Consider the following 21,486-nt stretch of genomic DNA (forward strand, 5'->3'; position numbering starts at 1 on the left):
AGGGCCTCAGCCCAGGGCTGCGCGCAGCAGGTCCTCCTCCTGCTGCTTGTGCACCGCCATCGAACCCACGGACGGCGCCGAGGACCACGGACGGGTCACCGGGGTCATCTTCAGGTCGAATTCGGGGAACAGTTCCCTGACTGCTCCGGGCAGGTGCACCGACATGAACGGCCACGCTCCCTGGTTCTCCGGCTCGTCCTGCACGAAGCGGATGTCGCTGACGTGCGAGTACCGACGCAGGATGGCCACGAGTTCCTCGGCCGGGAGCGGGTAGAGGCGCTCCAGGGCGATGATCGCGATCTTCCCGTCGTGACCGTTCTTCTGGCGGCGGGCCACCAGGTCCCAACGGACCTTGCCGGAGCACAACACGATGCGCTCCACCTTCGACGGGTCCTCGATGGTGGGATCGTCGAGGGCGGGGTGCCAGCGGCCCGAGGTGAACTCCTCCGGCGTCGACGTCGCCAGCTTGTTGCGCAGCATCGACTTCGGGGTGGCGATCACGACGGGGCGGTGCCAGTTGACGTAGGCGTGCTGGCGCAGCAGGTGGAAGTGGTTCGCCGGAGTCGACGGCTGGCACACCGCGAGCGCGCCTTCGGCGCAGAGTTGCAGCCAGCGCTCGATGCGGGCCGACGAGTGGTCTGGCCCCTGACCCTCGTAGCCGTGGGGTAGCAGCAGGCACACGCCCGACTTCTGGCCCCACTTGGCGTTGCCCGAGGCGACGAACTCGTCCGAGATGATCTGAGCGCCGTTGACGAAGTCGCCGAACTGCGCCTCCCACAGCACCAACGCGTCGGGACGCGCCACCGAGTAGCCGTACTCGAATCCGAGGGCGGCGTATTCGCTCAGCAGCGAATCCCACACCTCGAAGGTGGCCTGGTCCTCGGTGAGGTGCTTCAGCGGCACCCACGCCTCGTTGGTGACCCGGTCCACGATGGCGGCGAAGCGCTGCGAGAACGTGCCCCGCCTCGAATCCTGGCCGGCCATGCGCACCGGGCGACCCTCGATGAGCAGCGAACCGATGGCGATCATCTCAGCGGTGGCCCAGTCGATGGGGCCGTTCATGATCGCCTCGGCGCGGCGTTCAAGCTGCGGCTGCACCTTGGGATGCACGGCGAACCCCTCCGGGAACTGCGTGTGCACATTGGCGATCCGCTGGAGCATCTCCGTGGTGATCTCCGTGAGCCGCTCCTCAGGCTTGGTGGGGTAGTACGGCACCTTGCGGTACTCGTCCGGCGCGCCCTTGGAGTCGCGCACCTCGCGGAACACGTTCTCGAGGCGGGCGCGGAAGCGGTTCATGACGTCCTCGGCGTCGGCCATGGAGATGTCACCACGGCCGATCAGCGACTCGGTGTAGAGCCGGCGCGTGGAGCGCTTCTGCTCGATGAGGTCGTACATGTTCGGCTGCGTGAAGCTCGGGTCGTCGCCCTCGTTGTGGCCACGACGCCGGTAGCAGACCATGTCGATGACGACGTCCTTGTGGAACGTCTGTCGGTACTCGAACGCGATGCGTGCCGCGCGGATGCACGAATCCGGGTCATCGCCGTTGACGTGCAGCACGGGGGCGGAGATGGACTTCGCCACGTCGGTGGAGTATGTCGAGGAACGGGACTCCGTGGGGGCCGTGGTGAAGCCCACCTGGTTGTTGACCACGACGTGGATCGTGCCACCGGTCTTGTAGCCGCGTAGCTGCGACATCTGCAGCGTCTCGAAGACCACGCCCTGGCCCGCGAACGACGCGTCGCCGTGCATGGTCAGGGGGAGCACCGGGTAGTCGCTCTGGCGCAGCATGTCCTGCTTGGCGCGGGCGATGCCCTGGAGCACCGGGTTCACGGCCTCCAGGTGGGACGGGTTGGCGGCCACGGACGTCTTGACGGTGGCGCCGTTCGAGGCGACGAAGGTGCCTTCCGCACCCAGGTGGTACTTCACGTCACCCGTGCCCGACCTGTCGACCTGGCCGTCGAACTCGCGGAAGATCTGGCCGTAGCTCTTACCGACGATGTTGGCCAGCACGTTGAGCCGGCCGCGGTGCGGCATGCCGATGCAGACCTCGTCGACGGAGTCGTTGGCCGCCTGCTGCGCGATCTCGTCGAGCAGCACGATGACGGACTCGCCACCCTCGAGGGAGAAGCGCTTCTGCCCGACGAACTTCGTCTGCAGGAACGTCTCGAAGATCTCCGCCTCGTTGAGCTTGTCCAGCGCGTGCATGTGCTCGTCGTGCGTCAGCGCCTGGTGCGGCTTCTCCATGCGCTGCTGGAACCAGCGGCGCTGCCGCGGATCCGGGATGTGCATGTACTCGATGCCCACGGTGCGGCAGTACGAATCCTGCAACGTCGAGATGATGTCGCGGAGCGTCAGGTAGGTGCGCTCGGAGCCACCGAAGGTGCCCACCGCGAACTGGCGGTCCAGATCCCAGATGGAGAGCCCGTGCGTCTCGAGGCGCAGGTCCTCATGGGAACGTTGGCGGTACTCCAGCGGGTCCGTGTCGGCGACCAGGTGGCCGAACGCGCGGTAGGAGTTGATCAGCTCCAGTACCCGGGCGGTCTTGGAGACCTGGTTGTCGCGGTGCGCGGAGATGTCGCCGGCCCAGCGGAGGGGCTCGTAGGGGATGCGCAGCGCTTCGAAGATCTCGTCGTAGAAGCCGTTCTCGCCGAGCAGCAACCCGTGCATCGTCTTCAGGAACTCGCCGGAGGTGGCGCCCTGGATCACGCGGTGGTCGTAGGTAGAGGTCAGGGTGGTGACCTTGGACACGGCGAGGTCTGTCATCTTGGACTCGCTCATGCCCTGGAACTCGGCCGGGTAGTCGATGTTGCCGACGCCCAGGATCATGCCCTGACCGGTCATCAGCCGGGGCACCGAGTGGTTGGTGCCGATGCCGCCCGGGTTGGTGAGCGACGCCGTCGTGCCGGCGAAGTCCGACACCTGCAGGTCACCGGCGCGGGTCTTGCGCACCACCTGCTCGTAGGCGGACCAGAACTGGAAGAAGTTGAAGTTCTCGCAGCCCTTGATGTTGGGCACCAGGAGCTGGCGGGTGTCGCCCTTCTGGATGTCGATGGCGATGCCGAGGTTGATCGAGGGGTTCTCGATCAGGTTGGGCTTGCCGTCCACCATGTCGTAGGCGTTGTTCATCTCGGGCATGGCCTTGAGCGCCTGCACCATGGCGTAGCCGATGAGGTGGGTGAACGAGACCTTGCCGCCCTTTGACTGGCGCAGGAAGTTGTTGATCAGCACCCGCTGGTCGATGACCAGCTTCATCGGCACCGAGCGCACGGACGTGGCCGTGGGGACGGTGAGGGAGGTGTCCATGTTCTTGGCCGTGCGCATGGGGGCACCGCGCAGGACCGTGTACTTGGGCTGGGCAGCAGTGGGCTCGGGACGCACGTTCGGGTTGGGGGTGTTGGCGCTGAGACCGGCACCGGTGCCGGGGTTGTGCGGCGCGTTGCGGCCCGTCGTCACCTTTTCGACGGTGGGCTTGCTCTCCGTCTTCGCCGCAGCCGGCTTGGGGGCGGGCGCGTCAGACAGGCCGGAGGCCGCTTCGCGCTGCTTCGCCTCAGGCGACTTCGGGCGCTCCGACTTGGCTTCCGGCTTCGTCTCGGCCTTCGGGGCCGGCTTCGTCTCGGCCTGGGGCGTGGCCTGCGGTTTCTCGGGGGCACGACTCGTCGGCGGAGCGGCGGACTCCACCGCTGCGGGCTGCGGAGGTGCACCCTCGGCAGCGAAGAACTCACGCCAGGTGGCGTCCACTGACTGCGGGTCTGCGTCATACGCCTCCCGCTTTTCGTCGATCAGCCAGGTGTTGGCACCGAAAAGGTCATTCGAGTCAGGTGCTGACATGTTCCGTGGCAGAAGCCACTTTCCCCTCTATTTGGACGGAGGCCGCAGACGTCTGCGGCTGCTTCACTGAGCTTACCCAATAATGGGCATCCGTCCCGACCACTCTCAGGACGTGGAGCGTCGGGTCGCCTTCAGAGTCAGGACGACGGAGTAGGTCGTCAGTGCCACGAGCGCGAGGTTGCGCAGGATGAGCACGGAGGTCTCCGGGCCGGCGCCCTGGGGGATCGCCATAATCCCGTACGCGCCCCACGGATAGGTGAACTGGGTGAGGCCCCCGACGATCACCAGCGCCACGGCTATCACCGTGGTGTGGCGCAGCAACCACTCGCTGCGCTGCACCACCAGGAGGGCGGCGACGGGGCCGCCGAGCCACACGATGTACTGCGGCGACAGCGTCTTGTTGGCGATCACCGTGGCCAGCACGATCGCCAGCACAGCCAGCAGCATGGCCTCGTGGAGACGGTGGTCCTGTTCGCGGAAGAGCCGGATGAGGCGGTAGCTCAGCCAGATGGTCAGCAGCACCGACGCGGCGGTCAGCACCGTCGACACCGTCAGCAGCTGGTTGATGCCCGGGCCGGTGACGATCTCGAGCGCGTTGTACTGCGACAACTCGATGAGCCAGCTCTCGTTGTGGGTGAACGTGCGCAGGAACATCAGGGGGGTGGCGGGCACGGATTCGATCTGTAGGCCGCGGTCGCTCTGCCACGTCAGCGGGGAGGCCGAACGGGTCCAGCCGCTCGTGATCAGCGACGCGGCGGCCAGGCCGAAGCCCACCACGATGAAGCCGATGAGACGCGAACGGGCGCCCCCCCTGCGCAGCGGGTTGGGAGCCAGCAGGGGCCCGATCAGCAGCGCCGGCCACAGCTTCACGGCCGCGCCCAGCCCGATGGCGCCGCCAGCGATCTTCGGGAACCTCAGCGCGTACACGCAGGCGACGGCGACCAGGGCCGCAGGAATGAGGTCGAAGCGGTACCAGAGCACCGCACCCTGCGCGCCGGTGAACAGGATCCAGAAGAGCGTCCCCGCAGCATTGCCGCGTCGGTACATGAGGATCGCCACCAGGGCGTCGAGCGCGAGGAAGCAGCCGACGTACACCGGGGTCCAGGTCTCCCAGCCGCCGCCCAGGGCGTAGATGATCTGCAGGAGCCACACGGCGGGGATCGGGTATTCGAGCATGATGCCCGTCTCGCCCATGTCCAGCTTGTTGAGGTAGAAGGCGTAGTAGCTCACGTCGTTGGCGATGAACGCCACCTGCTCGAGCTTGAGCGATAGCAGGATGAGAAACCGGGTGGCGGCGAAGAGTGCCACCAACAGCACAGGTACGAGGATGTCTCGGAAAGTCGGGCCACCTGGCGCGCGCCCGGCTCCGGTCATCTTCTGGCCTCCCCTGTGAACGGCTTGCGCCCCCGCGAGGATTCGAACCTCGGCTCCCGCCTCCGGAGGGCGGTGCTCTATCCCCTGAGCTACGGGGGCCAGTTACCCGAAGGCGACCGGTGAAAGGTTAGCACCTCGAAACGGTCGTCAACACCACCACCGCCTGCCGTTATGGTTGCGGCGTGCGTAGGTTGCTCGTCTTGGTGGTCAGTGCGGCGCTGCTCGTGGGGTGCGTCTCGCGCCCGGAGCCCGCTCCTGCGGTGCTGCGCGACACCGCTCCGCCCTGGGATGCTCCTCGTGACGCCGTCTCCTACATCCGTGCGGCTGGACTGCGCGAACTGGCCCTCGGCGACGACGCGGACCCGTGGATCCTCGACCTGGCGATCATGGTCGACGGCGCACCCGTCGAGATTCCGGCCTACATCGGGATCGACAGGCCGCGAGCCATCCAGGCGCCGGTGCACACCCACGATGCCGGCGGTGAAGTGTGGCTGGAGGGAGGGGCGAACAGGGAATCCACCCTGGGTCACTTCTTTGCGCTGTGGGGTGTGAGGTTCGGCGCCGGCTGCCTCGGTGCCGCCTGCGGCTCGCTCGAGGTCAGGGTCGACGGCGAGGTCGTGGACGGCGAGCCTGCCCAGGTGCTCCTGCGTGATGCCAGGGAGATCCAGGTCGTGGCCACCAGCTGAGCGAAATACCGATTGCCAACCGCGCTCTGGCAGGCTTGACCCCATGACGCACATGCACATCGCCGGCTCGATCCACGCGGACGCCGTGCAGGGCGGGCCCCAGTGGCTCACCGTGCCGGACGACCTCAACGAGCTCGACCTCAAGCTCTGGCCCCGCGGCACCCACCGCGACGACCAGGGCCGCATCGTCGTGGCAGGTGTGGCGCTGCCCGACGCCGTCGCTGAGCACGGCACGCCCGTCTACCTGATCGACGAGGACGACTTCCGCTCGAGGGCCCATGACTTCATCACGGCCTTCCCCGGCTGGTCGGTCTACTACGCGGGCAAGGCGCTGCTGACGCGGCGCGTCGCACGGTGGGCGGCCGAGGAGGGGCTCAACCTCGACGTCACGACCATGGGCGAGATGCGCATCGCGCTGGCCGGCGGGATGCCGGCCGAGCGGCTCGGTCTGCACGGCAACAACAAGTCCGACGACGAGATCGCGTTCGCCCTCGAGCAGGGCGTGGGGCGGATCATCGTCGACTCCTTCGACGAGATCAACCGCCTGGAGCGGGCGTGCGCCGACGGCGGTCACACCGCCAATGTCCTGATCCGCGTCACCACCGGCGTCGAGGCGCACACCCACGAGTACATCGCCACCGCGCACGAGGACCAGAAGTTCGGCCTCAGCATCATGGGTGGCGCGGCGCTGACCGCGTTGGTGCGCTGCCACTCGTCGAGGTTCCTCGAGCTGCGCGGCATCCACAGCCATATCGGCTCTCAGATCTTCGATACCCACGGCTTCGAGGTGGCGATCCGCCGCACGCTGAAGCTGGCCTCGCAGTTCCGCCAAGCCACCGGTGTCGAACTGCCGGAGCTGGACCTCGGCGGCGGCTTCGGTATCGCCTACACCGCGGCCGACACGCCGTCGACGACCACGGAACTCGCGTCCTCCTTCGAGGAGATGATCGACCACGAGTGCCGCGCGTTCGGCATCAACCGCCCGCACCTGAGCATCGAGCCCGGCCGCGCCATCTGTGGCCCGTCCGGTGTGGCCGTCTATGAGGTCGGCACCGTCAAGCAGGTCGAACTCGAGGGGGGCCGCTCGCGAATGTACGTCAGTGTCGACGGCGGCATGAGCGACAACATCCGCCCGGCCCTGTACGCCGCCGAGTATTCCGGCGCGATCGCCAACCGTGCCTCCGATGCGCAGCCCGTCCTGTGCCGTGTCGTGGGCAAGCACTGCGAGGGTGGCGACATCCTCATCCGCGACGTCTTCCTCCCCTCGGACGTGCGCATCGGCGACCTCATCGCCGTCCCGGGATCCGGCGCCTACGCACGCAGCATGGCCAATAACTACAATCAGATCCCGAAGCCCCCTGTCGTCAGCGCGAAGGACGGTGTCACCGACGTGATGCTGCGCCGCGAAACGCTGGATGACCTCATGAGATTGGACGTGGGTAAGTGAGCAAGCCGCTGAAGGTTGTGCTGTTGGGGGCCGGCGTCGTCGGTAGCCAGGTGGCACGCATCATCCTCAACGAGGGTGACACCCTCGAGGCCCGCATCGGCCGCCGCCTCGAACTCGTGGGCATCGGCGTCCGGCGCATGGACGTCGAGCGGCCCGGCATCGACCCGGCGCTGCTGACCACAGACCTCGAGTCCCTCGTCGCCCGCGACGACCTCGACATCGTCATCGAACTCATCGGCGGCCTCGACCCCGCCCGTGAACTGGTGCGCACGGCCCTCCAGAAGGGCGCCTCGGTGATCTCCGCCAACAAGGCCCTCCTGGCGGAGGACCTGGGCGAACTGTCCCGCATCGCGGAGGAGAAGGGCGTCGACCTCTACTACGAGGCTGCCGTCGCCGGCGCCATCCCGATCATCCGGCCACTGCGCGAGTCGTTGGTGGGCGACGACATCACCGAGGTGATGGGCATCGTCAACGGCACCACCAACTTCATCCTCGACAAGATGGTCACAGACGGCGTCAGCTTCGACTCGGCGCTCGCTGAAGCCCAGCAACTGGGCTACGCCGAAGCTGATCCCACCGCCGACGTCGGCGGCCACGACGCGGCGGCGAAGGCCGCCATCCTCGCCGGGCTGGCGTTCCACACCGAGGTCAAGGGCCAGGAGGTCTTCACCGAGGGCATCACAGGCGTGACCGAGGCCGACATCGCCGCGGCCGAGTCGATGGACTGCACCGTCAAGCTCCTCGCGGTCGCCAAGCTGACCGACGACGACCGCATCATCGTCAAGGTGCACCCGGCCATGGTGGCCAACAAGCACCCGTTGGCGGCGGTGCGCGGCGCCTACAACGCCATCTTCGTGAACTCGCGCGAGGCCGGGGAACTGATGTTCCTCGGCGCCGGCGCAGGCGGGGCCCCGACGGCCAGCGCAGTGATGGGCGACGTCGTCACCGTGGGCCGCAACCGCCACCGCGGCACCGCCGCCCACATCGGCTCGGGCTACACCCGCCGCCAGGTGGCGCCCGTCGGAGAGTCCTGGACGCAGTTCTACGTCAGCTTCGAGGTGGAGGACCGCCCGGGCGTGCTCGCCAGGTGTGCCGCGGTGTTCGGCGACCACAACGTGTCGCTGCGCGTGGTGCAGCAGTCCTATCTCGAGGACGAGGCGCACGTGGAGGGCTTCCCCGCCCGCCTCGGCGTCATGACGCACATCACGCAGGAGTCGTCGCTGGCGGCCGTCGTCAAGCAACTGTGCGAATCTGATTTCGTGGGCTCCCAGGTGCGCGTCATGCGCGTCGTAGGCTTCTGAGGTGGCCCGACGCCTGACTGTGCGGGTGCCGGCCACGACGGCGAACCTGGGTTCCGGGTTCGACTGCGTCGGCATGGCCTTCGACTGGTACGACGAACTGACGCTGGACCTGTTGGAGGAGCCCGGCCTCGAGGTTGCGGTGACGGGGGAGGGCGCCCTCCAGGTACCGACGGACGCGAGCCATCTCGTGGTGCGGTCCATCCACCGGGGCCTGGCCGCCTGGGGCGCTGAGGTGCCCGGGTTCCGCCTGACGGCGCACAACACCATTCCGCACTCGCGGGGACTCGGCTCCTCGGCGGCCGCCATCGTGGCCGGCCTGACGCTGGCGTGGGGCATCGCCCGCCCCGGCGAACCCATCGACCGTTCCGCCATCACGCGGCTGGCCCACGAAGCCGAGGGCCATCCCGACAACGCCGGTGCCGCCGTCTGGGGAGGCGCGATCCTGGCGTGGGCCCGTGATGAGAAGGTTTCGCTGGTGCAGTTGCCGCTGCCGGAGGATTTCCGCGCGGTGGCGTTCGTGCCGGATTTCGAGTCGAAGACCGACGACGCGCGCGCCGTGCTGCCGGACACCGTGACGCGTGCCGACGCCGTCGCCCAGGCCATCGCCGCGGCCGCCCTGCCGCTGGCTCTCACGAAGCGACCCGATCTGCTCTTCGACGCGACGTCGGACCGCCTGCACCAGCAGTACCGCGCGCCGATGATGCCCTCGAGCTACGACCTGGTGCTGCGCCTGCGTGGGGCCGGGGCGCCGGCCGCGATCTCCGGTGCCGGGCCCACGGTGATCGCCGTCGGCCTCAACGAGCAACTGGCAGGTGTCGACGCCGTCGATGTCACGGGTTTCACCGTGCGCCACCTGCGTCCCGCCGGGGGCGTGGAACTGTTTTAGCCGGAAACTTTGGTATCTGGGCCGGGTCATTGCTAACCTGATGAGTGGCCCACCGAAGAAGGCGCTGTTCGCGGCAAATCTGCCGCAGTACTTCAGCTGCTGAGTGGGTCCCATCATTCTGACGCCGGCGGCGCCTCCTGAATCCATTTTCGGCGCGTCGGCTCTTGGGAAGGAATCTCGTTGAGCGAATCCGCTGACCTGTCCAGCATGAAACTGGTCGACCTGAAGCAGGTGGCCACAGGGCTGGGCATCAAGGGCATCTCCGCCATGCGGAAGGCCGATCTGGTTGCCGCCATCCAGAACCAGGGAGGCGGCAGGCCGGCGCGCCAGCGCAGCGCCGAGCGTCCCGCGCAGGCGGAGCTCCTCACCGAGGCGCAGCCGAAGAACGGATCCTCCGCCCCGGAGCAGCCGCGCGATGGCGAGTCGTCCCGCGACCAGCAGCCACGCGAACAGCGTGACCAGCAGCCCCGCGAACAGCGCCAGCAGCGCGATCAGCAGCCGCAGCGCGATCAGCAGTCGCGTGGAGACCAACAGCGTGGCGACCAGCAGCAGGGTGACGGCACCCGCACCCGCCGTCGCCGCGGCCGTGACCGCGAGCGTCAGCCCAACCCGGAGACCATCGAAGTGGTGGGCGAGCTCCTGGAGGCCGCCATGGGCGGAACGCAGCCGGCAGCCGGCGGCCAGCAGCAGCCGCAGCAACAGCAGCGGGAGCAGCAGCCGGCCCAGTCCCGCTCCGTGAACGTCGAGCCCGCCAGCTATGACGACGACCAGGGTGGTTCCCGCCGCGGTCGCCGTCGCCGCAGCCGCGACCGCGACCGCAACCAGCGCCGCCCAACCCGTGGCGGCCAAGGCATGGACCGCATGGACGCCGAGGTCACCGTCGCAGACGACGACGAGCTGGCCAACATCTCCGGCATTGTCGACATCAACGACAACTACGCCTTCGTCCGGACGACGGGCTACCTGCCCGGCCCGGCGGACGCCTACCTGTCCATGGCCACCGTCCGCCGCTACGGCCTGCGTCGTGGCGACGTGATCAGCGGCGCCGTGCGCGTCGCCCGCGAGGGGGAGCGCAAGGACAAGTTCCAGCCGCTCGTGCGCATCGACTCCGTGAACGGCGACGACCCGGAGAAGGCCAAGGGCCGTCCAGAGTTCCAGAAGCTCACCCCGCTGTACCCGCAGGAGCGACTGCGCCTCGAGACGGTGCAGAACAACCTCACCGGCCGCATCATCGACATGGTCTCGCCCATCGGCAAGGGCCAGCGCGGCCTCATCGTGTCCCCGCCGAAGGCCGGCAAGACGATGATCATGCAGTCCATCGCCAACGCGATCGCCGCGAACAACCCCGAGGTGCACCTCATGGTCGTCCTGGTCGACGAGCGTCCTGAAGAGGTCACCGACTTCCAGCGCACGGTCTCCGGCGAGGTCATCGCCTCGACGTTCGACCGCCCCGCCGAGGACCACACCATGATCTCGGAGCTGGCCATCGAGCGCGCCAAGCGCCTCGTGGAGCTGGGCCACGACGTCGTCGTGCTGCTGGACGGCATCACCCGCCTGGGCCGTGCCTACAACCTGGCAGCCCCAGCGTCGGGCCGAATCCTGTCCGGTGGCGTGGACTCGGCGGCGCTGTACCCGCCGAAGAAGTTCTTCGGCGCCGCCCGCAACATCGAGAACGGTGGCTCGCTGACCATCCTGGCCACCGCTCTCATCGAGACCGGCTCCAAGATGGACGAGGTCATCTTCGAGGAGTTCAAGGGCACGGGCAACATGGAACTGCGCCTGCGTCGCGAGCTCGCGGACAAGCGCATCTTCCCGGCCATCGACGTCGACGCCTCCGGTACCCGTCGCGAAGATCTCCTCCTCAACCGCGACGAACTGCAGATCATCTGGAAGCTGCGTCGTGCGCTCTCCGGTCTGGACAACCAGGCCGCGTTGGAGACGCTGAAGTCGCGGATGACGAAGACCGCCAGCAACCACGACTTCCTGCTCAGCGTGCTCAAGACCACCCCGGCCCAGGACGGTTAGGCCGCACCGGTTGCGCGTGGCATAATACGTAGATGTGCCGGTTCACGCCGCCTCCAGGCGACCCGGCCGAAACCCACACCCCTAGGAGTCCATCATGAAGCAGGGAATTCACCCTGATTACGTCGAGGCCCAGGTCACCTGCACCTGCGGCAACACGTACACCACCCACAGCACCAAGGCAACGCTGAACGCCGACGTGTGCGCCGAATGCCACCCGTTCTACACCGGCAAGCAGAAGATTCTTGACACCGGTGGCCGCGTGGCGCGCTTCGCGAAGCGTTACGCCAAGAAGTAGCCAAGCAGACGAACGCCGTGATCCGGGCAGTGCCCGGACCGGCGTTCGTTTCTTTTTGCCCTCGATCCACCGTGCCCAGGAGCCAGCCATGTTCGACAACGCACAGCCTCTGATCGACGAGTTCCGCGATCTGGAGAAACAGCTCTCAGACCCCGAACTGCACTCCGACATGGCCCGCTCGCGCAGGGTCGGGCGTCGCTACGCCGCGCTGCGGCCCGTCGTCGAGGGCATCGAGGAGTACCGCCGGCTGACCGGCGACCGCGGCGCGGCCGCTGAGTTGGCGGCCGACGACCCCGCGTTCGCCGACGAGGTCGCGGAACTGGACGCCGAGATCGAGACGGCCACGGCCAAGCTCACCCGGCTGCTCGCCCCGCGCGACCCCAACGACGACGCCGACGCCCTCGTCGAGATCAAGTCCGGCGAAGGCGGCGACGAGTCCGCCCTGTTCGCAGGCGACCTGTTGCGCATGTACACCCGCTACGCCGAGGACCTCGGTTGGAAGATCGAGATCCTCGATGCGCAGGACACAGACCTGGGCGGGTACAAGTCGGTCACCGTCGCGGTCAAGGGCGGCAGCAGCCTGGGGTTCGGGCCCTACGGCCGGCTCAAGTTCGAGGGTGGCGTGCACCGCGTCCAGCGGGTGCCGGTCACGGAATCGCAGGGCCGCATCCACACCTCGGCCGCTGGCGTCCTGGTGATGCCGGACGTGGAGGCCGACGAGGTGGAGATCAACGACGACGACCTCCGCATCGACGTGTACCGCTCCTCCGGCCCCGGCGGCCAGGGCGTCAACACCACAGACTCCGCCGTGCGCATCACGCACCTCCCGACGGGCGTGGTGGTGAGCTGCCAGAACGAACGCTCCCAACTGCAGAACCGCGAATCCGCCATGCGGATGCTGCGCGCCCGCCTCACCCAGCGCGCTGAGGCGGAGGCCGCTGCGGCGGCCTCCGACGCCCGTAAGTCGCAGGTGCGCACCGTGGACCGTTCGGAGCGCATCCGCACCTACAACTTCCCGGAGAACCGGATCACCGACCACCGGATCGGCTTCAAGGCCCACAACCTCGATGCCGTGCTTGAGGGGGCGCTCACCCCACTGCTCGACGCGCTGGCGGAGCAGGATCTGGCCGAGCGCCTCGCCGGAGTGGGCGGGTGAGGGCCAGCGACGTCGCCCACGAGGTCGCCGAACGCCTGACCCGCTGCGGCTCGCCCAGCCCCGGCCCCGAGGCGCGCACCCTGGTGGCGCATGTGCTCGGTATCGAGCCGGCGCAGTTGCTGGTGGCGAGCGTCTCGCCCAGGCAGCGCGCCGTCGTCGACCAGCTCGTCGACCTCCGTGCCGAGGGTGCGCCGCTGCAGCACCTGACCGGAGTCGCCTACTTCCGGTACGAGACCCTTGAGGTCGGCCCCGGCGTGTTCGTCCCGCGTCCGGAGACCGAGGAGATGGTCACCTGGGCACTGCAGCGGCTGGCCGCGCGGCCCGTCGGTCGGCGCCGTGTCGTGGAGTTGTGCGCCGGCTCGGGTGCCATCACAGCGGCCATCGGGCACGAGTTGGGGCAGGTGGAGCTCCACGCCGTCGAACTCTCGCCCGAAGCGCACGCGTATCTCGTGCGCAACCTCCACGGGCTGGCCGTCGACGTCGTGCTCGGCGACATGGCGGAGGCGTTCCACGAACTCGACGGCACCGTTGACCTCGTGATCGTCAACCCCCCGTACATTCCGGAGCCGCACCGACAACTGCTGCCCACCGACGTGCTGCAGGACCCCGAGATGGCCCTGTTCTCAGGCCGGGACGGCCTCGACGCGCTGCGGGTCGTTTCAGAGGTCGCCACGCGCCTGCTGCGCCCCGGCGGGCTCCTCGCGACGGAGCACGACGACTCCCATGCTCCCGCCGTCGTGCGCCTGCTTGGGGAGGCCGGGTTCGCCGACGTGGTCTCACACAACGATCTGACGGGCCGCCCGCGGTTCGTCACTGCCACGGCACCGGCGGATGATGGCAGGATTGGGCTGTGACTCAATCCCCACGCGTCTTCAACCTCGACGCCGACGGCGACACCGGGCTCCGTGAGGCCGCCGCAGCCGTCCGCGAGGGCCAGTGCATCGTGCTGCCCACCGACACCGTCTACGGCATCGGGGCAGACGCCTTCGACGCGGACGCCGTGCAGCGGCTGCTCAACGCCAAGGAGCGCGGGCGCGACATGCCCCCGCCGGTCCTGGTCGCGGAGCCCTCCATGCTGCGCGCGGTCGCCGACGAGGTGCCAGAGGGTGCGGCTGCGCTGGCGAAGGCCTTCTGGCCCGGTGCGCTCACCCTGATCCTGCGCGCCCAGCCCCGCTCCGGCATGCAGCTGGGGGAGACCGGCGGCACGGTGGCCGTGCGCGTACCGGACCATGAGGGCGCGCGAGCCTTGCTGCGCCACACCGGCCCGCTCGCGGTCAGCTCAGCCAACGTCCACGGCCAGCCCGCCGCGGTGACGGCCCAGGAGGCTGTCGATCAGCTGGGCGACCGCGTCGCCGTGTACCTCGACGCCGGTCCCGCCGCCGGGGGAGTCGCCTCCACCATCGTCGACTTCGCCTCATCACCCGAGGGCCGTGTCCTGAGGGAAGGGGCGCTGAGCCTGGCGCAGCTCCACGAATTCGCCCCCCAGGTCCTCAGCCTGCCGACGGAACCCGAACCTGAAACCGAATCCGCGCCCGAGTCCGAGCCGGAGCCCGACGTCACGGTCGAGGGCAAACCCGAGGAACCGGGTCACTAGTGCGCGAATACCTCCTGGTGCTGTTCGTCGCAGCCGGTGCCACCTACCTCCTGTCGGGGTTGGCCCGGACCATCGCGGTGCGCACGGGAGCCCTCGCCACGGTCCGTAACCGTGACGTCCACACCCATCCCATCCCGTACTTCGGCGGCATGGCGATGTTCGGCGGCCTGGTCATCGCCATGCTTCTCGCCGTCCAGATGCCGTTCCTCGGCCGGTACACCACCGTCGAGCACGATGCCTCCGCAGTGCTGTGGGCCGGCCTGGTCATCTGCATCGTGGGCGTGCTGGACGACAAGTACGACATGCCGGCGTTGGTGAAGCTCGGCGGTCAGGTGCTGGCCGCCGGCGTTGCCGTCATGCAGGGCGTGCGCATCTACTGGATCCCGCTGCCGAACCGGATCGTCGGGCTCGACGACACCACCAGCATCATGGTGACCGTCCTGATCATCGCCATCTGTGTCAACGCCGTGAACTTCGTCGACGGCCTCGACGGCCTGGCCGCCGGGGTGGTCGCGATCGGGTCCGGCGCCTTCTTCAGCTACACCTACGTATTGGCCTACGAACAGGAACTCGCCCGCGCCACGACGGCGAGCCTCATCACGGTGGCCACCTGTGGCATCGCCGTGGGGTTCCTGTTCCACAACTGGCACCCCGCGAAGATGTTCATGGGCGACTCCGGCGCGATGCTGCTCGGCCTGCTGATGGCCATGAGCGCCATCTCCTTCACGGGACAGCTCGACCCCAGCGCGCTGGCGCAGGGCAGCGACGTGCTGCCCGCCATCCTGCCCATCCTGCTGCCGGTGGCGGCGCTGGCGCTGCCGCTCCTCGACCTGATGCTCGCCTGGGTGCGGCGGGCCTGGAACGGCCAGCACCCTTTCCAGGCGGACAAGCAGCACCTGCATCACCGCCTGCTGGCCCGGGGGCACTCCCACTGGGGGGCCGTGCTGCTCATGTACGGCTGGTCCGCCGTCGTCTCGGTGGGGCTGGTGCTGATCGCCCTCACCAACCGCTCCACCGCGGTGTGGCTGGTGGCGGGAAGCCTGGTGACCGTGCTGGTGCTCACGCTCTGGCCGGTGCGCACAGCCCCGAGCTTCATCGGCGGCCGCGAGGCCGAGGTCGTCGACAGGTTGAGCGTCGATGACTGAACCACGCCGTCGGGTGACCGGAGCCACCCGACGGGCCAAGGAGATGATGATTGGCGGCGTGATCGCAGGTCACGTCGTGGGTCTCACCGTCCTCGGCCTCGCCCTGGCCGTCGACGGCCCCAGCGCCGCCCTGACGGCCGCCCTCGGCTTCGCCGCCGTCGTCATCTTCTATTCGATCGGGCAGGCGCTCGAGGTGGTCGCCTCCGAACTCGAACCCTTCCAGGGGCTCAGCCTGGTGCTGGTGAGTTACGGCGTCCGGGTCGTGGGCATCGCGGCCGGCCTGTGGGCCCTGCTGAGCCTGCCCGCCGTCGCGCCGCACGTCTCCAAGGGATGGCTGCTCCTGAGCGTGGCGGGCACAGTGTTGGCCTGGCTGATCGGCGTCGTGTTCGTGGCCTCACGGCAGCGCGTGCCGGTGTACGACCACGAGTACGAGCCGCCGTCCTCCGGTTGAGGCGCAGGTTTTTGGGACAGGGAGTTCCCGATGTGTAACAACCTGCTATTTCCGCTAGGCTCAACCACGTTATGGGCACTTCACCTACGCCAGGCGACGGGTCAGAGCGTTCTGGCCCCACCGGGCATGAGGACGGCATGGCCGTTCTCGCCTACATCCTCGCAGGGTTGATCTTCTACGGGGGCCTCGGGTGGGTCGGTGATCATTTCCTCGAGACAACATGGTTACTGCCACTCGGACTCATCGTAGGACTTGTCAGTAGCTTGTATCTGATCATCAAACGATATGGGAGTGGTACGTGACTCTGGGCCTTCTTCCGCTGGAGACCGGCGGCGACTACGAGCCACCTGGCACCGAGGACTTCCTCTGGGGATCCATCATGCCGGGCGTCCTCCCCGACTGGGTCAACAAGCCCCTCCTCCAGGCGGTCATCGGCGCCCTCCTGGTCATCACCCTGTGGGTGATTGCGTCCCGCAAGCTGAAGGTGCGGCCCACGAAGGGTCAGTTCTTCGCGGAGTACCTCTACGAGTTCGTCCGCAACGGCATCGCGCGCGACATCTTGCACTCTGACTTCCGCAAGTTCCTGCCGTACCTGCTCGGCCTCTTCACCTTCCTGCTGGTGAACAACTGGTTCGGCCAGTTCTTCTTCTTCATGTACCCGGCGTTCTCCAACGTCGGCTACGCCTATGGCCTGGCCATCCTCTCCTGGCTGGTCTACGTCGGCGCAGGCTTCGCCAAGTGGGGCTTCGGCGGCTTCCTCAAGAAGGCGCTCGTCCCCGACGGCGTGCCGGTGTACCTGCTGCCGCTGGTCATTCCGCTGGAATTCCTGGCCACGTTCATCACGCGCCCCATCACGCTGGCCCTGCGTCTCTTCGCCAACCTGTTCGCGGGCCACCTCGTAGTCATGGTGTTCGTGGTCGGCGGCGGCTGGCTCCTCACACAGCAGGACAACCTGTTCTACAACATCTCCGGCGGCGTCTCGATCCTCTTCAGCCTCATCATCATGCTGCTGGAACTGTTCATCGGCGCCCTGCAGGCCTACATCTTCACCGTCCTCACCGCCCAGTACGTGTCGACCTCGATCGCCGAGGCGCACTAAAGCACCGAAAACCCTCCCCAGGTCGACCGCCTGGGTAGTCATCCGAAAGGAAACACATGTCCCTCCTCGAAATCACCGGCAACCTGAACATGATCGGTTACGCGATCGCCACGATCGCCCCCGCCCTCGGCGTTGCCTGGATCTTCGCGTCGGTCATCAACGGCACTGCCCGTCAGCCGGAGGCCCGTGGCGCCATGATGAGCACCGCCTTCATCGGCTTCGCCGTTGTTGAGGCTCTCGCCATCATCGCCATCGCTCTCGCGTTCGTTCTCTGAGGCATCCTGTGGTCCCCTTGGAAGGGGCGCAAGACATCCTTGGGCCCCTTGCACCCCACCACTGGTCGGAGGTGTTCGCGGGCATCGGCTTGATGCTGATCATCTTCCTCATCATGTGGAAGGTTGTCGTTCCGGCATTCGAGAAGATGTACGAAGAGCGCTCGAACAAGATCGAAGGTGGCATGCAACGCGCTGCAGCCGCGGAGGCGAAGGCCGAAGCTGCGCTCGCTGAGTACAACGACCAGCTCAATGCTGCTCGTGAGGAAGCCGCCCGTATCCGCGAGGATGCGAAGAACCAGTCCGCCACGATCCTCGCCGAGGCTCGCGACAAGGCCGGCAAGGAATCTCAGCGGATTCTGCAGTCGGGCCGTGCGCAGCTCGAGGCGGAGCGTTCACAGCTGGTTCAGGATCTTCGCGGTGAGGTCGGCGGCCTGGCCACCGTTCTCGCCGGCAAGATCGTCGGTGAGTCCCTCACGGACGACGAGCGTGCCATACGCACCATCGATCGTTTCCTGGCTGAGCTCGAGACGGCAGGATCGGATCGATGACGGCCCGCGACGTTGCCTACGCTGCGCTCGACTCCGAGGTGGACGGCATCAGCACTGATGCCGGCACCGCGGAAGAGTTGTTCGCCGTCGTCGATCTGCTCGACGGTCAGCCGACGCTGCGTCGAAGCCTTTCGGATCCTTCAGCCTCCGACGCCAACCGTGCGCACCTCGCCGAGCGGTTGCTCGGCGGGAAGATCTCGCAGGCGGCGCTCGACGTCGTCGTGGCGATCGTCAAGCACTCGTGGAACAGCGGTAACAGGCTGGTCGGCGCTCTCGAGCGGCAGGGCATTCGCCTGGTGCTGCGCAGTGCGCACCGCGAGGGTCGCATCGACGACGTCACGGGTGATCTCTACCAGTTGTCCGTGACCGTGGATGCGAACCGCGAACTGGCCGGAGCACTGCGCAACGCGCAGTATCCGCTGGAAGGCAAACGCGACCTCATCAACAGGCTCGTCTCGGGCAAGGTCCACCCCGCCACCGCGATGCTCGCATCGCGCGCGGCAAAGGCCCGCAAGCGCACCTTCGCCCTCACGGCGAAGTCGTACGTGGAGATGGGTGCCGAGATCGCAGGCGAAGAGATGGCCCTGGTCACGGTCGCACGGCCGCTCGACCCCCAACGTGTCGCCCGCCTGAAGTCCGCTCTGGAGAGGCAGGTGGGCGGTCCCGTCAACCTGCAGATCGAGGTCGACCCCGCTGTGCTCGGCGGCATGAGCGTGGTCATCGGCGATGACGTAATCGAATCAACCGTTGCTGCACGGCTCGAAGATGCCCGCAGGCAGCTCACCACCTTCTGAATCCTAAGAAAGAGTAGGACGACATGGCTGAACTCACCATCAGTCCGGACGAGATCCGCAACGCCCTGGACGATTTCGTGCAGGCGTACGAGCCCAAGGCCGCCGGCCGCACCGAGGTCGGCACTGTCGTCTCCTCGGGCGACGGCATCGCCCGCGTCGAGGGCCTGCCCTCGGCCATGGCCAACGAACTGCTGCGCTTCGAGAACGGCACCCTCGGCATCGCCCTCAACCTGGACGAGCGTGAGATCGGCGTCGTCGTCCTGGGCAATTCCGAAGGCATCAACGAAGGCTCGACCGTGCACGGCACGGGCGACGTCCTCTCGGTCCCTGTCGGCGACGGCTACCTCGGCCGCGTCGTGGACGCCATGGGTAACCCCATCGACGGTCTCGGCGAGATCAGCGGCATCGAGGGACGCCGCGCTCTCGAACTGCAGGCCGCAGGCGTCATGGACCGTCAGGAGGTGCGCGAGCCGCTGCAGACCGGTCTGAAGTCGATCGACGCGATGATCCCGATCGGCCGTGGCCAGCGTCAGCTGATCATCGGCGACCGCAAGACGGGCAAGACCGCCATCGCGATCGACACGATCATCAACCAGAAGGCCAACTGGGAATCCGGTGACAAGAAGAAGCAGGTCCGCTGCATCTACGTCGCCATCGGCCAGAAGGGCTCGACGATCGCCGAGGTCAGGGGCACGCTCGAGGCAGCCGGCGCGATGGAATACACCACCATCGTGCACGCACCGGCGTCAGATCCCGCGGGCTTCAAGTACATCGCGCCCTACGCCGGTTCGGCCATCGGCCAGCACTGGATGTACCAGGGCGCGCACGTCCTGATCGTGTTCGACGACCTCACCAAGCAGGCCGAGGCCTACCGTGCGATGTCGCTGCTGCTGCGTCGTCCCCCGGGCCGCGAGGCCTACCCCGGTGACGTGTTCTACCTCCACTCCCGTCTGCTGGAGCGTTGCGCGAAGCTGTCGAACGAGCTCGGTGGCGGCTCGATGACCGGTCTGCCGATCATCGAGACGAAGGCCAACGACGTGTCGGCCTACATCCCGACCAACGTGATCTCCATCACCGACGGCCAGATCTTCCTCCAGTCGGACCTCTTCAACGCCAACCAGCGCCCGGCGGTCGACGTCGGCGTGTCGGTGTCGCGAGTCGGCGGCGCCGCTCAGGTGAAGGCCATGAAGCAGGTGTCCGGCTCGTTGAAGCTGAGCCTGGCCCAGTACCGCGACATGCAGGCGTTCGCCATGTTCGCCTCGGACCTCGACGCGACCACCCGCCGCCAGCTCGACCGTGGCGCCCGCCTCACCGAGCTGCTGCGCCAGGGCCAGTACGCGCCGTACCCGGTGGAGGACCAGATCATCTCCGTGTGGTCGGGTATCGAGGGTCACTTCGACGACGTACCGGTCGATGATGTGCTGCGGTTCGAGCAGGAACTGCTCGACTACCTGCGTCACAACTCGTCGGTGCTGACCGACATCGCCGGCGACTTCCAGTTCGGCGACGACCGCAAGGCAGCCACCGTCCAGGCGATCGGTGAGTTCAAGAAGGTTTTCCGCACGTCCGAGGGCAAGCTGCTCGTCGGCCGCGAGGAGCACAAGCCGCTCGAGGACGAGGACATCGCCCAGACGACGATCGTGCGCCAGAAGCGGGGCTGATAGAGCATGGCATCCAGTCTGCGTGAGCTTCGCCAGCGTCGTCGATCCGTATCGACGACCAAGAAGATCACCCGAGCCATGGAGCTCATCGCCGCCTCCCGCGTCGTCAAGGCGCAGCAGGCGGCGAGAGCTGCGGCCCCGTACACCCGCGAACTGACCCAGGCCGTATCGGCCCTGGCCAGCGTGGAGGATCTCGACCACCCGCTGCTGCGCGATGTGGAGAAGCCGCGTCGTTCCGCGATGCTGCTGATCACCTCTGACCGTGGTCTCGCAGGCGCCTACTCGACCAATGCCATCAAGGCGGCCGAGCAGTTGCACGCGAAGATCATCCAGGAGGGTCAGGAGAACGTCCAGTACATCACGGGCAACAAAGGTGTGGCGTACTTCGATTTCCGCAACCGTCACATCGAGCAGTCGTGGACGGGTTTCTCGGATCGTCCCACGTATGCCAACGCCAAGGAGATCGCCGATGTCCTCATCGAGCGTTTCCTGCGCCCCTACGAGGAGGGTGGGGTCGACCAGTTGCACATCGTCGGTACGCGCTTCGTCTCGATGATGACGCAGACCGCCGTTGCGGTTCGACTGCTTCCGCTGGTCGTCGAGGACGCCCCGAGCGACTACGTCGACAGCGCGGAGGACACCCACCCGTTCTACGAGTTCGAGCCCGATGCGCGCACAGTGCTCGACAGGCTCCTGCCGCTGTTCGTCGCGAACCGTATCCACACGGCGCTCCTGCAGTCGGCCGCATCCGAGCTGGCCAACCGCCAGCGCGCCATGAAGTCGGCCACCGACAATGCGCAGGAGCTCATCGAGAAGCTGACCCGCGCCGAGAACCAGGCTCGCCAGGCGGGCATCACACAGGAAATCACTGAGATCGTCGGCGGCGCTTCGGCGCTGGCGGAATCAGCCGGAAACGAATGA

General features: G+C 67.4%; 19 protein-coding genes and 1 tRNA gene. 17 read left to right on the forward strand and 3 right to left on the reverse strand.

Features of this window, described 5'->3' with window-relative positions; genetic code table 11:
• Nucleotides 1-6: 6 nt before the first annotated feature.
• The 3 genes from H5393_RS04185 to H5393_RS04195 form a co-directional block, all read right to left on the reverse strand.
• Nucleotides 7-3,828 carry a multifunctional oxoglutarate decarboxylase/oxoglutarate dehydrogenase thiamine pyrophosphate-binding subunit/dihydrolipoyllysine-residue succinyltransferase subunit gene (locus H5393_RS04185; protein ID WP_182765572.1) on the reverse strand — a complete coding sequence of 1,274 codons (3,822 nt, stop codon included), beginning with the start codon at nucleotides 3,826-3,828 and terminating at the stop codon, nucleotides 7-9.
• A 105-nt stretch (nucleotides 3,829-3,933) separates the two neighbouring features.
• Entirely contained in the window at nucleotides 3,934-5,145 is a 1,212-nt protein-coding gene (locus H5393_RS04190) for a glycosyltransferase 87 family protein (RefSeq protein WP_182765573.1), read from the reverse strand.
• A gap of 84 nt (nucleotides 5,146-5,229) precedes the next feature.
• A tRNA-Arg gene (locus H5393_RS04195) sits at nucleotides 5,230-5,301 on the reverse strand.
• Between the two features lie 83 nt (nucleotides 5,302-5,384).
• On the opposite strand from H5393_RS04195, the gene H5393_RS04200 reads away from it, so the two are divergent.
• The 17 genes from H5393_RS04200 to H5393_RS04280 all read left to right on the forward strand — a co-directional run bounded on the left by H5393_RS04200 (nucleotide 5,385) and on the right by H5393_RS04280 (nucleotide 21,486).
• Nucleotides 5,385-5,888, forward strand: a complete 504-nt coding sequence (locus H5393_RS04200) for a hypothetical protein (RefSeq protein ID WP_182765574.1) — start codon at nucleotides 5,385-5,387, stop codon at nucleotides 5,886-5,888.
• Between the two features lie 43 nt (nucleotides 5,889-5,931).
• The gene (gene lysA, locus H5393_RS04205) at nucleotides 5,932-7,335 is read left to right on the forward strand and encodes a diaminopimelate decarboxylase (protein ID WP_182765575.1); all 1,404 of its coding nucleotides are present in this window, start codon (nucleotides 5,932-5,934) and stop codon (nucleotides 7,333-7,335) included.
• Complete coding sequence (locus H5393_RS04210; RefSeq protein WP_182765576.1) at nucleotides 7,332-8,636, forward strand: homoserine dehydrogenase; 1,305 nt, start codon at nucleotides 7,332-7,334, stop codon at nucleotides 8,634-8,636. Before lysA ends, H5393_RS04210 begins: the two co-directional genes overlap by 4 nt.
• Nucleotide 8,637: 1 nt before the next feature.
• Complete coding sequence (thrB, locus tag H5393_RS04215; protein WP_182765577.1) at nucleotides 8,638-9,522, forward strand: homoserine kinase; 885 nt, start codon at nucleotides 8,638-8,640, stop codon at nucleotides 9,520-9,522.
• A 180-nt stretch (nucleotides 9,523-9,702) separates the two neighbouring features.
• Nucleotides 9,703-11,547, forward strand: a complete 1,845-nt coding sequence (gene rho / locus H5393_RS04220; protein ID WP_182765578.1) for a transcription termination factor Rho — start codon at nucleotides 9,703-9,705, stop codon at nucleotides 11,545-11,547.
• Between the two features lie 94 nt (nucleotides 11,548-11,641).
• A complete protein-coding gene (gene rpmE / locus H5393_RS04225) occupies nucleotides 11,642-11,842 on the forward strand; it encodes a 50S ribosomal protein L31 (protein WP_076058500.1) in 201 nt (66 codons plus the stop codon).
• An 88-nt stretch (nucleotides 11,843-11,930) separates the two neighbouring features.
• On the forward strand, nucleotides 11,931-12,998 hold the full coding sequence (gene prfA, locus H5393_RS04230) for a peptide chain release factor 1 (RefSeq protein WP_182765579.1): 1,068 nt from the start codon (nucleotides 11,931-11,933) through the stop codon (nucleotides 12,996-12,998).
• Nucleotides 12,995-13,852 carry a peptide chain release factor N(5)-glutamine methyltransferase gene (prmC, locus tag H5393_RS04235; RefSeq protein ID WP_182765580.1) on the forward strand — a complete coding sequence of 286 codons (858 nt, stop codon included), beginning with the start codon at nucleotides 12,995-12,997 and terminating at the stop codon, nucleotides 13,850-13,852. Before prfA ends, prmC begins: the two co-directional genes overlap by 4 nt.
• A complete protein-coding gene (locus H5393_RS04240) occupies nucleotides 13,849-14,592 on the forward strand; it encodes an L-threonylcarbamoyladenylate synthase (RefSeq protein ID WP_182765581.1) in 744 nt (247 codons plus the stop codon). The genes prmC and H5393_RS04240 overlap by 4 nt, the downstream gene beginning before the upstream one ends.
• Nucleotides 14,592-15,737, forward strand: coding sequence for an MraY family glycosyltransferase (locus H5393_RS04245; RefSeq protein ID WP_182765582.1), 1,146 nt, complete (start codon nucleotides 14,592-14,594; stop codon nucleotides 15,735-15,737). The genes H5393_RS04240 and H5393_RS04245 overlap by 1 nt, the downstream gene beginning before the upstream one ends.
• On the forward strand, nucleotides 15,730-16,188 hold the full coding sequence (locus tag H5393_RS04250) for a hypothetical protein (protein ID WP_182765583.1): 459 nt from the start codon (nucleotides 15,730-15,732) through the stop codon (nucleotides 16,186-16,188). The genes H5393_RS04245 and H5393_RS04250 overlap by 8 nt, the downstream gene beginning before the upstream one ends.
• 298 nt (nucleotides 16,189-16,486) lie before the next feature.
• Nucleotides 16,487-17,287: a F0F1 ATP synthase subunit A gene (atpB, locus tag H5393_RS04255; RefSeq protein WP_370585921.1), complete on the forward strand. Its 801-nt coding sequence runs from the start codon at nucleotides 16,487-16,489 to the stop codon at nucleotides 17,285-17,287.
• 56 nt (nucleotides 17,288-17,343) lie between these two features.
• Complete coding sequence (gene atpE, locus H5393_RS04260; RefSeq protein WP_076058514.1) at nucleotides 17,344-17,562, forward strand: ATP synthase F0 subunit C; 219 nt, start codon at nucleotides 17,344-17,346, stop codon at nucleotides 17,560-17,562.
• Between the two features lie 17 nt (nucleotides 17,563-17,579).
• On the forward strand, nucleotides 17,580-18,110 hold the full coding sequence (locus H5393_RS04265) for a F0F1 ATP synthase subunit B (protein WP_255436321.1): 531 nt from the start codon (nucleotides 17,580-17,582) through the stop codon (nucleotides 18,108-18,110).
• Nucleotides 18,107-18,904, forward strand: a complete 798-nt coding sequence (locus tag H5393_RS04270; RefSeq protein WP_182765584.1) for a F0F1 ATP synthase subunit delta — start codon at nucleotides 18,107-18,109, stop codon at nucleotides 18,902-18,904. The genes H5393_RS04265 and H5393_RS04270 overlap by 4 nt, the downstream gene beginning before the upstream one ends.
• 23 nt (nucleotides 18,905-18,927) lie before the next feature.
• Nucleotides 18,928-20,565, forward strand: coding sequence for a F0F1 ATP synthase subunit alpha (gene atpA, locus H5393_RS04275; RefSeq protein WP_182763520.1), 1,638 nt, complete (start codon nucleotides 18,928-18,930; stop codon nucleotides 20,563-20,565).
• Between the two features lie 6 nt (nucleotides 20,566-20,571).
• Nucleotides 20,572-21,486 carry a F0F1 ATP synthase subunit gamma gene (locus H5393_RS04280; RefSeq protein ID WP_182765585.1) on the forward strand — a complete coding sequence of 305 codons (915 nt, stop codon included), beginning with the start codon at nucleotides 20,572-20,574 and terminating at the stop codon, nucleotides 21,484-21,486.

This window comes from Tessaracoccus sp. MC1756 (assembly GCF_014164735.1).
Taxonomy (GTDB): Bacteria; Actinomycetota; Actinomycetes; order Propionibacteriales; family Propionibacteriaceae; genus Arachnia.